This window comes from Ignavibacteriales bacterium (assembly GCA_026390815.1).
In the GTDB taxonomy this organism is placed as follows: Bacteria; Bacteroidota; Ignavibacteria; order Ignavibacteriales; family SURF-24; genus JAPLFH01.
Window position 1 is genome coordinate 177,182 of sequence record JAPLFH010000007.1, and the last position, 16,308, is coordinate 193,489.

10 protein-coding genes are annotated in these 16,308 nt (G+C 32.2%); all 10 read left to right on the forward strand.

Features of this window, described 5'->3' with window-relative positions; genetic code table 11:
* Window positions 1–109: 109 nt before the first annotated feature.
* The 10 genes from NTX22_03205 (at window position 110) to NTX22_03250 (ending at window position 16,295) form a co-directional block, all read left to right on the forward strand.
* Complete coding sequence (locus tag NTX22_03205) at window positions 110–1,420, forward strand: RAD55 family ATPase (GenBank protein ID MCX6149515.1); 1,311 nt, start codon at window positions 110–112, stop codon at window positions 1,418–1,420.
* Window positions 1,420–4,317 carry a tetratricopeptide repeat protein gene (locus NTX22_03210; GenBank protein ID MCX6149516.1) on the forward strand — a complete coding sequence of 966 codons (2,898 nt, stop codon included), beginning with the start codon at window positions 1,420–1,422 and terminating at the stop codon, window positions 4,315–4,317. The genes NTX22_03205 and NTX22_03210 overlap by 1 nt, the downstream gene beginning before the upstream one ends.
* Window positions 4,318–4,456: 139 nt before the next feature.
* Window positions 4,457–5,743 (forward strand): hypothetical protein, encoded by a 1,287-nt coding sequence (locus tag NTX22_03215; protein MCX6149517.1) that lies wholly within the window; start codon window positions 4,457–4,459, stop codon window positions 5,741–5,743.
* Window positions 5,744–5,919: 176 nt separating this feature from the next.
* On the forward strand, window positions 5,920–7,320 hold the full coding sequence (locus tag NTX22_03220) for a glycosyltransferase (protein ID MCX6149518.1): 1,401 nt from the start codon (window positions 5,920–5,922) through the stop codon (window positions 7,318–7,320).
* Window positions 7,321–7,342: 22 nt separating this feature from the next.
* A complete protein-coding gene (locus tag NTX22_03225) occupies window positions 7,343–7,810 on the forward strand; it encodes a hypothetical protein (protein ID MCX6149519.1) in 468 nt (155 codons plus the stop codon).
* Window positions 7,801–9,699 (forward strand): hypothetical protein, encoded by a 1,899-nt coding sequence (locus NTX22_03230; GenBank protein MCX6149520.1) that lies wholly within the window; start codon window positions 7,801–7,803, stop codon window positions 9,697–9,699. The genes NTX22_03225 and NTX22_03230 overlap by 10 nt, the downstream gene beginning before the upstream one ends.
* Window positions 9,700–9,732: 33 nt before the next feature.
* Window positions 9,733–11,544: a fibronectin type III domain-containing protein gene (locus NTX22_03235; GenBank protein MCX6149521.1), complete on the forward strand. Its 1,812-nt coding sequence runs from the start codon at window positions 9,733–9,735 to the stop codon at window positions 11,542–11,544.
* A gap of 85 nt (window positions 11,545–11,629) precedes the next feature.
* Complete coding sequence (locus NTX22_03240; protein ID MCX6149522.1) at window positions 11,630–14,968, forward strand: PAS domain S-box protein; 3,339 nt, start codon at window positions 11,630–11,632, stop codon at window positions 14,966–14,968.
* Between the two features lie 163 nt (window positions 14,969–15,131).
* Window positions 15,132–15,755 (forward strand): transcriptional repressor LexA, encoded by a 624-nt coding sequence (gene lexA, locus NTX22_03245; protein MCX6149523.1) that lies wholly within the window; start codon window positions 15,132–15,134, stop codon window positions 15,753–15,755.
* 15 nt (window positions 15,756–15,770) lie between these two features.
* Complete coding sequence (locus NTX22_03250; protein MCX6149524.1) at window positions 15,771–16,295, forward strand: hypothetical protein; 525 nt, start codon at window positions 15,771–15,773, stop codon at window positions 16,293–16,295.
* Window positions 16,296–16,308: the final 13 nt, after the last annotated feature.

Consider the following 16,308-nt stretch of genomic DNA (forward strand, 5'->3'; position numbering starts at 1 on the left):
CTCAAAATGGTTCAAAATATTTTATGCGATGCTTGGAAAATAGACTATAATGTTAATTTAATACAGGTATACAAATTGTCCTATTTAGTAAAAATTAGGTAAGATTATTATGAAGAGAAATATACAGTTAATTCAATCTGGAATTACACTTGTGGACCAGGCATGGGGCGGATTTTATAAAGGTGGTACATATCTTTTACTCGGTCCCAGAAAATCGGGGCGCACTTTATTAGGTTTACAATATGCACTTCAGGCAGCAAAGCAAAAAGAGATATGCCTTTATTTTACTACTATGCGTCCGAAAGATTTGATGATCCATGCTGCATCAATTGATTTTGATTTGCAAAGTTTTATGAATCAAAATTTAATTGTAGTTGTAAGAGTTGCTCCTCCAACAGAAATAAATGATATTAGAAATCCAGACGAATATTTAATTGAATATTTTAAAGATATTGTAACAGTTGTAAATCAATTTACTCCAAACAGAATAATTTTTGATGAAATTACACCTTACTTAGGATTTTCGAATCTTGAATTACTTCGCAATGCGTTCCTCCAAACATTAGAAACAATAGAAGAAAAAGATATTATCAGTTTGTTTATTATTGGCGAGCCTGCAACCCCGGTTGCCCAATCTATTGTGGATTCTCTTGCACAATTTGTAACCGGTACAATTTATCTTCAGAAAAAACCATTAGGAAGCGAGGGAAAATACCAGGGTGGAAGATTAACTATTACACCTAATATAGGGCATACGGAAGGGCAATTTTCTGCAGATTATTTTATCGAACCATATAAAGGAATTGTTGTTGATTTTAAACAAAACAATTATCAGCAAAACAGTTTTCAGCAAGGTATGCAATTTCCAACTCAAAATTTTCCTGCACCTCAACCACCATCATACAGTAAAAAGGATTCGCGCTATTTAAGCTTATCAAGTTTCGAAATTCCTTCGGAACCATATTCATTTTCTAATCTTTATGATTTTAACGACTTTTTGTTGATCCTTAACAATCAAATTGCTTTATATAAAAGTACGGGACAAGTATTTAACATTGTATCATTCAAATTAGATGCAGGGGCTGAACAGAATGGGTTACTAACAGTTAACCAACTTCAGAATGCAATAAGATTAGCTACTGATAAGAAGGATAAAATTTGTGTTAAGGATAATAAAGTTGTTGTTCTAATAGTTCGTGGAGATAAAAAAGGTGTTCAGGATATGATCTCAAAAATCCAGAATAATTTACCAAATACAAATCCTGATTATGTTAAAGCAGTACTAAATTATATTTCGGTTTTATCTGTGGAGATTGATGAAAATATTGAGAATGCAGAGTCACTAATGAATTATATTACATCAGATGAAATGATATCGCGCGGTAATTTTGATTCATTTAATAAATTTAGCAGATTCTGATGAAGAATTTTTTACTATTACTATTCATTTTCGTCTCATTTCTTTCAACAAATTTACTACCTCAAAATGTAGATGTGTTTAAAAAGGAAGCAATCAAACACATGCAAGCCGGCAGATATGGTGAAGCTATTGATTTGCTGAATAAATACATCTCAGCAGTACCTCATAAAGCAGATGGTTTACATTTAAGGGGATTATGCTATGAGGGGAGAGGAGAGTATGAATGGGCTGCACTTGACTTAAGAAGAGCGGTAAAACTTGAACCAAATAACAATCAAATCCAAAAAGATCTTGCCAGAATTGAAGATATATGGCATGCTTTACTTAACAAGAAAATAGAAGGACATAAAAGAGAGATTGCTATAAATCCAAATATTGCTGTAAACTATCTTGAAATTGGAAAATGCAAAAAAAATCTTGGAGCATGGAAAGAAGCCGAAGAATGGTATGATGAATATTTGAAAAGAGATGATGCTTCATCTGATGAAGTTATTAGATATACGGAAATACTTGCTCATAACAACTCAATTGTAAAAGGGGAAAAAATTCTTAAAAAATACACGGATAGATTTCCGAATGACCAGAGACTTTGGAGCCGTTATGGATTTTTTACAATGTGGCTTGGAAAAAATCGCATTGCAATAAAAGCGTTTGAAAATGCTCTTGCATTAAAACCTTTTTTTAAGGAAGCACAAGATGGCTTAGATCAGGCAAAAGGAAAACCATATCTTTTTGAGTGGGTTGATACAACAGCAAGATATAAAAAAGGTCCTATAGCCAAAGAATATCCTATTGATAAATATTACCGTTCAGTGCGTAAGAATCCAGATGATTATGAAACACGTTTAGCCTTAGTTGAACAACTATATAAAAATGACAGGATTGAAGAAGCTTATCAACAGCTGCAAATTTTGAATAAGGATCATTCTGATATTCCTAAAGTACAACAATATTGGGATAGCGTTACAACCTACAGAGACAAAATTTACAGGGTAAAAATAAAAGAGTACGGTGATAGAATTATAAGCAATCCCAAAGATAGGGAGGCAGTTCTTAAGATAGCGGAATACTATGCCCACCTTGCCGAATATGACAGCGCTTTAGCGGTTTTGGATACTTATCTAAAAGATGTTCCACAGGATAAAGAATTGGAAGTAAGGTTCAGGGATGCACAATATTCAGCCTGGAATTACAATTGGGAAAAGGCAATCGCTCAGTTAAATTATCTTTTAGCTTCAGATCCAAATAATCTGGATTATCAGTTACTTCGTGCACAAATATCGGTTTGGACAGTTCAGGACCTTGATGTGGCAAAAGGTTATTTAATTAATATTGTTGGTAAACAACCGGAAAATTTGAATGCCGTAATTGCAATATCCATTCTTTATGGTCAGCAAAAGAATTTTGATTCTTCTAAAACTTATTTAGAAATGGCTCGGCAGATTGATCCTAAAAGCAAAGGTGTAGAAGCAGCGCAGAATTTTTACGATGATGCATTTGCGTTTAATGAAGAAATGAAATTAGTTGAATTGCGTAGAGAAGCTGGAAATCTGGCGATTGGGGGTGATTGCCCAGGAGCTATCGCTAAGTATGAAGAATATTTATCTAAAGTAAGTAACCCGGATAAGTCTGTGCGGCTTGAATATGCAGAGGCAAATATGTGCGACAAAAATTTCATAAAAGCAATAGAAGTTTATGATCAGATATTGAATGAAGAGTATGATTATAATGTTTCGCTTTTGAGAGCTAAAGCATATTTGTGGGGCGGAGACTCTACACTTGCGCTTACTGAATTAGAAAAACTTGTGATAGAAGATTCTTCCAGTTACGATGCCAAATTTTATTTAGCTGAAGCTTATGTAAGGAATGCTCATTATAATGAAGGAAAGGATTTATATACAGAATTATTAGACAAAACAACAGACTCCACGCAGATAGATATACTTAAAAAAAGAATTGGCTGGATTCCTGTAACGGGAATTGCAGGAATATTTTCTTCATTTCCTGTAGGAGTCGGCATCGCTCCATTGTTTTCTTATTATTCAGATAATTTTGATCTCATCTACAAAATTATTGGAGGAAGAATTGATGTTGGCTTAACTGGATATTTATCAATAGGAGGATCCTTCAATAGGGGAATGCTCCAGAGAGATTTTGTTCATCGGAATTATTCATCTCTTAAAGGTGTAATTTCAATTTGGTTCAATAAATATTTATCGTTTAGTGGTGGATTAGGAAATCTAACTTACGATGGTGCTCACAATCGGACCGTTAGCGACGCTACTTTAAAATATGAAAAAGAAAATTATTTTATGATAGCCGGTTATTATGAAAACACTGATGCTGGATTAATTTTGTATTCTCCATATTTAGTTGATTATAGTTTTTTAACAGATAACAGGATCGATGCGACTTTATATAAAATTATGGGATACTATCAACCAAGACCATCAATAAAATTTTCGGGTCACTTTCATTATTTACAATTATCTGATGGAAATGCCGGCAACGATTTACAATTGCGATTAGGAAAGTTATTTGATTTCGGTCTTTGGGCTGGTTATGAATACTTCTATTCCAACTATGCTAGAAAGGCAGGAAAATCACCGTATGATAACACAAAATTTCTTTATTATTCACCAAAAGATTTCGAATCTCATAGTTTGTGGTTGGATTGGTTTGTTCAAAAAGAATCTTCGCTAGAAGTAATCATTGGTGGCAAGATTGGTTACGTCCCTCAAAGTGATTTCATTATCAGGGAAGTATCCGCTTCAGTAGCGTATAAACCAATTTCTAATTTAACAATTACTGCTAAATTGCAGATAGGCAGTACTTACAGATATGATTCATCATACCGTTATTTATCGTCGTCCATATATGCATACTGGAGTTTTTAACTGTAGTTGATATCTGATACTTCAAAGAATAAATCAGATTCTTTATATTCAAAATAAAAAAGTGAGAACTTGATTTTTAATTTGATTATTTTGTCCTATAAAATTTTAAGTACTTTAAAATAATACGGAGGTTTCAGTTTTGGTTATCACTAAATTAAATTTTAATTTTTTATGTTTGATGGCAATTACCTTTTTAACTCCCACTGTTTTGGTTACTGCAGAACCCTTTTCTGATAATCCAAAAGAATCATTTTTTAATGTACTTGCTGAATCAGTTACTGCAGATAATTTATATTCAACTGCTACAACCTTATTAGGTAAAAAAATTCCCATCACGGGTAATTTAGAGCAGCTTAAATATTTCTTCGGCGCACTTAAGCAAAGTAAAAATAAGAAAGTAAGAATTGGTCATTTTGGTGATTCAATAATATTTGGCGATGTAATTACAGAAGGTTTAAGGGAAAATTTGCAGCAATCTTTTGGCGGAAATGGAGCTGGTTTTGTTTCTATAAATACAGAAGATTATGGTATGAGAAAAACTACGACCGTTTCATTTTCCAACGATTGGAGTGAAGCTTCATTATTTAAAAGAAATGCAAATAATTTACCTTTAGGAATCAATGGTTGTGCATTTGTACCAGCAAATGGAAGCTTTGCAAAATTTGAAACCACAAGACTTACAAAAACCCTCAAATCTTTCAAGACAGTCAGATTGTTTTACAATAATCAGGATGCCGCTTGTTCTGTTAAATATTCCTTTAATAATGGTGCTTCGCAAAGCAAAAAATTAGACGCACTTAATAAAGTAAGAGATTTAGTCCTTACTACACCAACCGACGCTACTTCAATCAGATTTGATTTTAATACTTGTCCAAAAGCCTATATTTATGGTGTAAGTTTAGAGAATGGAAATGGTGTGTATGTAGATAATTTTCCAATGAAGGGACAATCGGGAGTTCAATTAACGGATATTACTTTACCAGTTCTAAAAGATTTTAACGTTTTATTAGATTATAAATTGATAATTCTTAATTATGGTGTGAATGTAATTTCACCGCAAAATAGTGATTATCAATGGTACGAAACCAAAATGGAAAAAGTAATTAATTATTTGAAATCCGCTTTTCCAAATGCGAGTATTTTACTTGTTAGCGTTGGTGATAAAAGTGTTAAAAAAGGAACTTCGTTTGTTACTGATCCAGGGATTCCTTTACTGTTAAAAGCTCAGAAAAATCTGGCTGAAAAAACTAAAATAGCTTTCTGGAATTTGTTTGAAGCTATGGGGGGTGCTAATTCAATTGAAGATTGGGTTAATGGAAAACCACAAATGGCTTTAAGAGATTATTGCCATCTTACTTCTGACGGCGGTAATTTAGTAGCTGATCTTTTAACTGAAGCGCTAATGAATGAATTTAAAAAACAATGATTATTGATGTGATAGTTAAAGTGTTTTACTTTGTCCATTTTGATTCACATATTGGGATGTGTATAAAAGGAGGACACTTTAAGTAACGGTTAATCTAATAATTTGGCTGTTTTGATGTGTTTTGGTGGCACTATAGTTGATTTTATGTTATGATAAGAAATTAAAAAGAGCAATAAATGCCTGATAAAAAAGAAATAGTGAAACGAAAAATTGTTTTGAATAATTATGAAGTTTCATCAGAAATACCTGACCGAGCTTCAAAGCATCTTAAAACAATTATAGGAACTGGAGTACTTTCATTAATTCTTATTTTAGTTATCGTTTTTACTCTACCATTAACCGGATTGGCTTTAAATAGCTTGTTTGTATTCTCATCCATCGTTTCTCTCGTTATTTTTCTTTTTGTACTACTTATCAGATATTTTTCCACCCTATTTATGGCTTACTTTTTTATTACAAGATACTCAGTAAAAAATAAAAATTCATATTCACCATTCGTCTCTATCATTGTTCCTGTTTATAATGAAGGCAAAGTATTAAAAGATTCAATTAAATCATTACTTGAGTTAAATTATTCTAACTACGAAATTATTATTGTAAATGATGGATCAACAGACAATACGAAAATTGTTGGGCAATCATTAGTTGGTATTAGAGATGGTATGAACTCAAAAGTAAGAATTTCGTTAATCAATAAACCAAATGGTGGTAAATCGAGAGCTTTAAATGCTGGGATAGAATATGCAAAAGGGGAATTTGTTTTATGTATGGATGGCGATTCTCACTTATCTGAAAACACCTTGAAGTTTGGTATAACACATTTTATAGATCCAATGGTTGGTGCTGTTGCTGGTAATGTAAAAGTGATGAACAGAAAAAAAATCCTAACCGATCTTCAAGCATTAGAATATCTTGAAGGTTTAAACATGCCCAGAAGTGCACAAGGCTTTTTAAGATTGGTTAATATTATCCCAGGTCCAATTGGCATTTTCAGGAAAAGAGCTATTCAAGATGCCGGCTGGTACTCAAGTGATACTTTTGCGGAAGATGCAGACATCACTTTAAAAATTCTTGCAGCCGGTTGGAGGATTGAATATGAACCGAATGCAATTTCCTGGACTGAAGCTCCTGCTACATTAAATCAATTATTAAAACAGCGATATAGATGGACACGAGGAATTATACAATCAATACGTAAACATAAACGGCATCTATTAAACCCAACTCTAAATTTCTCTAATTCTTTGGTGTTGTGGTCTATGTTTTACGAAGCATTAATATGGCCCACAATGAATATTTTTGCTAACCTATTTTTTATTATCGTAGCGGTGCTTTACGGTATGTCTAATCTGCTGGTTTTTTGGTGGGCTGGCTTAGCGCTATTGGATTTAATGACAGCCCTTTACTGCATTGCTGTTGAAAAAGAGGATGCAAGGTTAATTCCTTACGCTCTTGTTTATCGTGTATTTTTTATACTATTAATCGATATTACAAAATTTATGGCAACAATAGAAGAATTCCTCGGATTCCAAATGACATGGGGAAAACTTGAACGAGTTGGTGTTGCAAAAGCTTAAAAGTTTATTAAAGAGGTGACTTATGGAATTAATTCCTATACTATCGTTCATAATTCTTGTAGCAACAATTAGCACATTTATACTGGCTATTGGAGCTTACGTTTTATACAAGATAAGGGAAGGTAAAGGCAAACTTGCCACTGCTCCTAAACCACGAGCAGTTGAAGGTGAACTTTATACTCCTGCCCAGGTTGTTGTTAGACAGGGTGTACCTGTTCAGCAAAGACAGCAAGTTTTTCAAGATCAATTTTATCAGAACGTGCCTTATGAACAACAAGCGCGACCGGGAACTCAACCAGGACAGCAAGAAAATGTTCAGCAAGGCGAATATAGGCATGGACCTCAACAACGCGCACCTTATCCTCAACAAAATCAGGCTGAAGGTGAATTTGATGAGACCCCAGCTGATAAAAAATTCATGAAATACACTTCTGAAGGTTATGTGCCGGTAAATAAAACTAAAACCGGGGAAAACTTAAAGTGGCGGTAAATCAACCAAATAGGATAAAAGTAAACCAGCTTATTATTTTACTTTCCGGGTTAGTTTTATTAACTGCTTCTGTACTTATTCTGCTGCTTGTACTTAAAAATGTTTATGGTAAGTATGACTTTGCAGAAGTAATACCATCAAAAGATACATTTAAAATATTTAGCTCACAAAAAAAATATAATGTAGGCATTCTTTATTCTAAATATACTGAGAATATGTTGCCACAGGGCAGCACCTGGTTGAATGACAATATTTCCACCTGGAAAAAATTTTTAGACGCTGAAAAAATTAATTATGAAATTATTAACGACCAAAAAATTGAATTAGGTCAGCATTACAAATATGATCTAATAGTTTTACCTGGATCAAAATCACTTAGTGATAAAGAAATATCACAAATAAAAAAGTATATTGAAAAAGGCGGAAGCATTTTTTCCACAAGTGGCACAGCATCTTTTTCTGATGATGGCAAATGGAGAGGATGGGAATTTTTCTCAGAAGTTTATGGATTAAAATTTACCAAAGAAATTACTCCCGAAGAATTTTCGCGAATTCATACGCTCCGCGGAAACCTTCCACTTACTGCTGGCATTCCAACGGGTTATCCTTTAAAAATTGCTACCTGGGATAGACCGATTTCCTGCGAAGTCTTGGACCCACGAACAACCCAAGTTAGTTTTTGGTATAACTTTAGAAAAGAAGCTGGATTAGTAAGGGAAGAAGTAGATAAAAGTGCCGGAATAGTTTATGGTACTTATGGTAAAGGAAGATATGTGTGGTATGGCTTTGAACTAAATTCAGTTATTGGCGAACAGGAAGATTTTATTAATTTCGAAAAACTATTTAAGAACTCAGTTAATTGGTTAATGTATACACCAACTGTCCTTGTTAAAGATTGGCCTCCAACTTACCGAGCAGCAGCCATTATCGTCCCGATGTTAACAAATAAAATTTGGAATGTTAAAAATCTTTTTGGGATTGCTAAAAGTGAAGATGTAAAAATGACGTTTTTTGTTGATCCTGTTATTACAGATGAAAACCAATCTTTATTGAAAGAATTATATAAGTACGGAGAAGTGGGCGACATTGTTGATATTGGATATTTAGAATCAGTAACGGATACTGTAAATAAACTATATGATTACAATACACAGGTAATTCGTTTTAAACAAGGTAAAGCAGGATTGGAAAAAATTCCGAATGTAAAAATTAGCGGAGCTTTACCATTATATGGATTATATGATGAAAATAGTGTTCAAGCATTAGTATCCTCCGGTTATGATTATGTTTTAACTGATTCGCTTACCGACCGATCCGTACCCCGGACTCTGATTAGAGGAGATAAAAAGATTGTTTCTTTTACTAAAACCGCAAGAGATGATTATGAAGTTATTAGAGATTACGGATTGAAGGAAAAAAATTTTCAGCTTTATACTTATGAGGAAGATGTTGATAGACTTTTATTTGAAGGTGGATTATACATTTTTAAAATCCATACAGATTATCAGTGTTCACCGGAATATGTAGAAGTAGTTAGAGATTTAATCAGGTATATGAAAAGTAAAAATGTATGGATTGCAAGTGCTTCAGAAGTTAAAAATTGGTGGCTTTCTAAAAATAATATGGAAATTAGTACGGAAGTAAGAAGCGCCCGTCGTGTTGCCGTAGAAATTTCTAATCCTGGAAATACTGATGTAGATAATGTGATTGTACAGGTTAACTTGAACAAAGATGTTAAAAATATTCAAATCTCTTCAGAAATTTTTGGAACTAAAATTCCTAAGTATGAATTTGATAGCCGTACTCAAATCCTAAGGTTAAAGATAAAAAAATTAGAAGCAGGTGAATCTGTTTCCTATTATGTTGATTACGATAATCTGAATACATAAATCAAAAATGTTTATTTGGGAACCTCAATAGTCATGAAAAAATTTATTTTTAAAATAATGTTAATCATTATTCCTTTAATCATTTCCGTCGTCGGTTGCGTAGATTCATTGAATTCAACTGATAAACTACCTCCAAGTGTTTCAGTCTACAAACCAGCAACGAGCGATACAATTTCAGTTGATACTGTTAAAATAAGTTATACTGCTTTTGATGATCAGGAATTAAGCTCAATAAGTGTTGTGCTGAATGGTATATTCCAGAATAGTTTTAATGCAAAAGAAAATGTTCATCCTGAAGTTTATTTTGTACTGGATTCTACATTTGTTAGTCAACAGATTTCCTATTATTTAATTGCTTATGATGTTGCAGGTAATTCAAAAAAAAGTAACGAAATGACAGGGATTTATATTGTTAAGCAGTTAAGTAAACCTACTTTTCTTAAATTGGAAATTAAATCAAAGTTACACTTTACACTTACCTGGGATTATATTCCTTCAAACGAATTAGGTTATGAAATTCATCGTAAGGAAGGACAGACCGGAGTTTTTAATTATTATAAAACGATTCCTGCTGGAACCAGATCATATGATGTTGTAGAGACCAATGATAAAAAAATCTATTATTATAAAGTAAGAGCATATAATAAATATGGATATTCAAATTTCACAAATCAGGTAAGCTCCATCGGAGATCCACCGCAGGCTCCTACAGGATTAACGGCAATTTCTACTGGTACTAAAACAGTTAAGCTTACCTGGAGAGATAATTCAAACAATGAAACAAGTTTTCTTTTGCAAAGGAAATGGGCTGGTGATGAATCTCCTTATATAAATGTGGCTACTATCAATCCGGACATTAGTGAATATATTGACACAAAAAATATTACCGCTGGAACAGGATTTCAATATAGGATTTGTGCCCAGATAGATACCTTAAAATCTAATTGGTCAAACGAAGTTCAGGTAACAACATTAACTGAAGATATTTTTACACCTACAAACCTTTCGGCTTCGTTTAATCCAACTTCTAAGTCTGTAGTTTTAACCTGGGTTGATAATAATGCAAATGATTTATATACCAGAATATTTAGAAAAAAAGATTCAGATTTAAATTTTGGAAAGATTGATTCAGTAGGTTCTGGAAAAGTTACTTATTCTGACAATAATATTTCAGCAGGCAATTACTCATACAAAGTTCAAGTTTATACAAATGGCGGTAACACAACTGAATTTTCTAACATTGCTCAATTAGATGTTCCGGTAATTCCACCTAATGCACCTTCAAACCTTTCTTTATCCCAGCTTTCTGATAAAGTATTTAATTTAGAGTGGAATGATAACTCTGATGATGAGACCAGATTTGAATTATGGCGTAAAGATGGTAATGCTGATTTTCGTACAGTAAAATATCTTTCTCCCAATACAATTCGCTGTAATGACGCTATAAGTGATACGACATTAATTTATTTTTATAAAGTTCGGTCTGTCCGGGATAATGAACCATCCGATTTCAGTAATTTGGTAAATTCCACCGGTGGAATTAGTACTTACCCAAGACCAACTAAATTTACTGCAATTGCATTGTGCCCAACTCAAATTAAACTTAGCTGGCAAAATAATGCAGTTGATGCGCTAAAATTAATTTTAGAAAGAAAACTTTCTCAATGGGGAACGTATTCCAAAATTGCTGAATTACTTCCTGATGTTCAACAATATATTGATAAAGAGGGAATAAGCGCAGGAATTGAATTTTATTACAGAATAAAGGCTCTAAGCGCTTCAGATGAATCAGATTTTTCGGATGAAGCCAAAGCTTTAACACCATCCTCAGGTAATTGTCCTTGAGCTTTTATAGTATGCTTAACAAGAAACAGGGAGCAGATGTATCTGAATTTTTATAGTACTGCAAAAATTGATTACCTAGAGAGTAATGAACATAGAATTAGATATTTTAAGATTAGTTGACAAAATTAATGATGAAGCCTTTGTATTAGACAATGCAGGTATAATTTTATATTCTAATTCAGCAGCAAAAAAGCTTTTTCCTCCAAGCCTAAACCTGAATAAATTTTCTGAACTATTCCAACCTGAATCGTATCAACAGATTGAAAAACTATTTGATTTTACAGATTCAAATAATCAAAACATAGTTAAAGAAATTGATATTCAATTATTTAATGGAATTACCAGGCAAGTTAACATCTCAATTTCACCTTACAATCTTGATGGAAATAAATTATTTTTAATTATCCTCACGTCTGGCAATGGTGCAAAATCAAGTTCAATAAAGCTAAGGATTTCTAACAAAGACATTGTTGATTTAATTAATGACGAAGTAATTATAAAAGTTATTGAAGAAATCAAATCTCATTTTCCTTTTACGTTAATTGGTAAAAATAATATTCAAAATGAAATTAATAGGCTAAATGAATACTTTTGGATTAAAAATGTTGATGGAAAATATTTAATTGTTAATCAAAAATTTGCTCAATCAGTTGGGCTTAAACCAGCCCAAATTGAAGGACGATTTGAAAGAGAGTTAATTCCCAATTACCTTATCAATTTGTCGCAATCAATTGTAGAGTTTATAGCAAATACTTCAAGCATTTTTATTAAAGAGGGGATTTCTTTCCCGCTTATTTCATCAAACCAAACTCATCAGGTAATTGAATTTCCAATATGCGATTTAGATAATCATGTAATTGCAATTATTGGAATAACTCAGCTTGTTAGTAATCAAGTGTTACAACCAAAATCCAGAGTTACTGAATTGAATGAATTAGTAATGGGAAATATTTCCAATCCCATTTTAGTTCTGAATAAGGAAGCCAGTATTATAATTTCAAATCAACAATTTTTACAGCTTTTTCCATCATTAAACGGGACTAATCTAATTGGAGAAACTTATAATATATTTCCAGAAAGAATAAGAGTAATTATTGGTGAATTTATTTCAGGTAACAAAAACGTTGAAAGAATTGAATTTGAATTTCCCGAATCAAATTCCCTAAAAGATTTCTTTGTTTTTAATTTAAGAAAATTATATAATTCAGTGGGTGAATTGGAAGGTTATCTTGTTCTTGTTGAAGAGAACTTTTCTGATGCATTAAAAACCATAATAAAGGATAAAGGTAAAATGTACGAATTAATAATGCAAAATAGTCCAGAACCAATGTATATCTATGATATTGAAAATTTAAGATTTTTAGAGGTGAACCAGGCTGCTTTGGATTTGTATGGATATAATAAAACAGAATTTCTTCAAATGGATCTGACCGACCTTTATTCGCCTGATGATATTCAGACGTTATTGGATACATCAGTTTCTGCAGTATCGGAACCAAAGTTTACTGGACCTTGGCGACATAAAAAGAAAAATGGTTCTGCTGTGTTTGTTGAAATAAGTAAAACTACATTTGACCATAAAGATAAAAAATCTCATTTCAATATAGTAAAAGATGTAACGGATAAATTAGAATTAGAAAAGAAAGTTCAGCTTTATAAAGCTTCATTCGATAATACAAGTGATCTTTTATTTGTAACTGATCCTGAAGGATTTATAACTTTTGCAAATAATTCTGTTTATGCATTTCTTGGTTATTCTAAAAGTGAATTGAAAAATCGCCCATTTATTACCTTAGCTTCTGATGAAGACAGAATAAAAATCAACAGCGAAGTTTTCAGCGAGTTTCTTAAACAGCCAGTTAAATTAAAAACTGTATTAAAAAAGAAAACCGGGGATTTGATTGATGCTAATTTAGTTGCCACTCCCGTTTTTGATTTTAATAAACAGATTATTTCATTTAATATTCTTGCTTATCCATTATTAGGTGGAAAGGATAAAAAAATATCTTTACCTGATGAAAAACGAACTGGAGAAAAAACTACTGGTATTAGTGCTTCATTCCTTTCGAACATTTTTCATGAAATTCTAACTCCAATGAATGTAATTCTTGGATTTGTTCAAGAAATAACAGAAAATCTTTCTACTCCTACTTCTGAACAAAAAGAAGCGATTGATATAATCGAACAGAACAGGGAAGTTTTACTTCAAACGATGGATTCCTTGATGGAATTTTCACAAATTGAACAAAACAAAATTGAATTGAATCCTAAAAAGTTTTTATTTACGGATGTTGTTGAAACGATTCAAAAAAATACACAAAGAGTTTCCAAGTCAACCAATGTTGAGTTTGCGTATGGAAAAATATCATCATCATTAAACATTGACACCGATCAGCATAAAATGGAATCATTCCTAACTATGTTTGTTTCTACCGCAATGAGAATTACAAGAGAAAAAAAGCTTTATCTTTCAGCATACCAATTTGATGATGAAAATTATATTATTACTATAAAGGATAATAGAAAGGGAGTATCAGAATACTTAGTTAATAATCTTACAAATATTTTTACTTCTGGTGAGGATGGTCCTAAAAAAGATTTTGGTTTATCCAAATTAAAACTTCAATTAACAAAAAGGTTAGGTGAATTGCTGGGTGGGAAATACGAAACTATAAGTCGTGGTGGTGATTTTATAGAAATTGGATTCATTTTTCCGCTTGAATTTAAAATTGCTGAAAAATTTGAGGAAGATATTAAAGTTGAAGAATTATCTGGAGAAAATGTAATATCCGAATTTGAAGTTGTTGAAGAAAAAGAAATTGAATTGATTATAAATAAAAAAGCGGAAATTGTAGAACCCATTCGTAAAAAGAAATCCATAAAAGAAGAAAAAGTAGCTCCGCTTACTGTTGAAGATGAACCAATTGTGGAAGATGAACCAGTTGCTGAAATAATTCAGGTTGTAGATGCAAAACCTGTTGCCGAAATTAAACCGGTTGTTGAAGAAGTTAAATCTGCATCATCCAGTTTATCTAAAGAAAAAATTGATTTATCAAAGCTGGCATGTTTGTATGTAGAAGACCAGGTTGATTCCCAGATATTATTTAAAGTTCAGATGAAGGAATTAAGACAAATTGATTTTGCTGTAAGTTTTGAAGCTGCATTGCCATTCCTTGAACAGAAGAAATATGAATTCATTGTATTAGACATTAACCTTCAAGGTGAGTATAACGGTCTTGACGCACTTAGAATTATTCGTAAACTTCCAAATTACCAAAAGACAAAAATTATTGCGGTTACAGCTTATGTTTTGCCAGGCGATAAGGAAAAATTTATTGCAGCCGGGTTTAACGATTTTATTTCTAAACCAATTTTACGAGAAAAATTAATTGATTCTTTAGAGAAGATTTTAACTTTAGAATAACGCTAATTTTTATTTGTCATCTACTTGACAAATTCTCATCTCTTTTATAAATTGCCATACAGATGTATGGCAATTTTATTTTAAAGCTATCATTCATTAATTATTAAAAGTTTTATTAGAAAAGATAAATTAGAAATGTAACTGAAGGAACCGGAGGTATATTATGTCACGCGAGTTAACAGAAATTCAAAAAAAAATTTTGGACTATCTTCTTGATCAAAAAGTTGAAAGAGGAATGCCACCAACTTTGGCAGAGATTGCACATAAATTTGGATATAAGAACCGAGCTACAGTTCAACAGCATCTTGGTGCGCTTGAAAAAAAAGGATTTGTAAAAAGGAATCCAAAGCTTTCTCGGGGAATAGAAATAACTGTTGAGCACAAATTTTTTATTCCGCGTCCGGTAATTGGAGAAGTTGCTGCCGGCAGCCCTTTAACCATTTATCCGGATGCGATTGATACAGTTGATTTGCCAAGCATTGCAAGAATGCCAAAAGACTCATTTCTGTTGAAGGTAAAAGGTGACAGTCTTAAGGATGCCTACATCTTTAGCGGAGATATTGTTATTGTAAATCCAAACAAAGAATCCACGAACGGGCAAATTGTGGTTGCGATTTTAGATGATGCGGCAGTAATAAAAAGGTTTTATTTGAAGGAAGGAAGAATTGAATTGCATTCTGAAAATCCAGAATATAAACCAATAGTTGTTAAGAAAAATTCTCCCAGATTTAAAGTGGTGGGTGTAGCCGTAGGAATTTACAGAACGATGGAAAAGAAAGCCGGGTAATAAATTTTTATAAGTATGGAACAAATATTTCCAAATCGTAAATCAATTCGATTAAAAGAATATGATTATTCACGGGAAGGGTGGTATTACGTTACAATATGTGCCAAAAATAAAAATTGTTTATTTGGCGAAATTGTAAATGAAGAGATGAAATTAAATGAGAAGGGAAGAATAATCGAAAATTGCTGGGAAAGGATTCCCGATCATTTCGGATTTGTTGAAGTTGACTATTTTGTTGTTATGCCAAATCATTTACATGGAATAATTATTATCAATGAACAGAGTTCTCATCGTAGGGGCGAGGTAACCTCGCCCCTACGATGGAAACATCGAATTACGTTAGGAAAAATCATTGCATATTATAAATATCAAACAACAAAAATAATTAATCAAAGAGATGAAAAAATTGGAGAAAAAATTTGGCAAAGAAATTATTATGAACATATAATCAGAAATGAAAATGACCTTTTCCATATACGGCAATATATTGAAAACAATATCTTAAAATGTTCATTAGATAAACATTATCCTGAAAACTAAAATTAAAATAAGT

What these genes read in the sequence shown, in the direction of transcription:
- NTX22_03205 (MCX6149515.1), top strand. Translation starts at nt 110, where the DNA reads ATGAAGAGAAATATACAGTTAATTCAATCTGGAATTACACTTGTGGAC.
- NTX22_03210 (MCX6149516.1), top strand. Translation starts at nt 1,420, where the DNA reads ATGAAGAATTTTTTACTATTACTATTCATTTTCGTCTCATTTCTTTCA.
- NTX22_03220 (MCX6149518.1), top strand. Translation starts at nt 5,920, where the DNA reads ATGCCTGATAAAAAAGAAATAGTGAAACGAAAAATTGTTTTGAATAAT.
- NTX22_03225 (MCX6149519.1), top strand. Translation starts at nt 7,343, where the DNA reads ATGGAATTAATTCCTATACTATCGTTCATAATTCTTGTAGCAACAATT.
- NTX22_03235 (MCX6149521.1), top strand. Translation starts at nt 9,733, where the DNA reads ATGAAAAAATTTATTTTTAAAATAATGTTAATCATTATTCCTTTAATC.
- NTX22_03240 (MCX6149522.1), top strand. Translation starts at nt 11,630, where the DNA reads ATGAACATAGAATTAGATATTTTAAGATTAGTTGACAAAATTAATGAT.
- lexA (MCX6149523.1), top strand. Translation starts at nt 15,132, where the DNA reads ATGTCACGCGAGTTAACAGAAATTCAAAAAAAAATTTTGGACTATCTT.
- NTX22_03250 (MCX6149524.1), top strand. Translation starts at nt 15,771, where the DNA reads ATGGAACAAATATTTCCAAATCGTAAATCAATTCGATTAAAAGAATAT.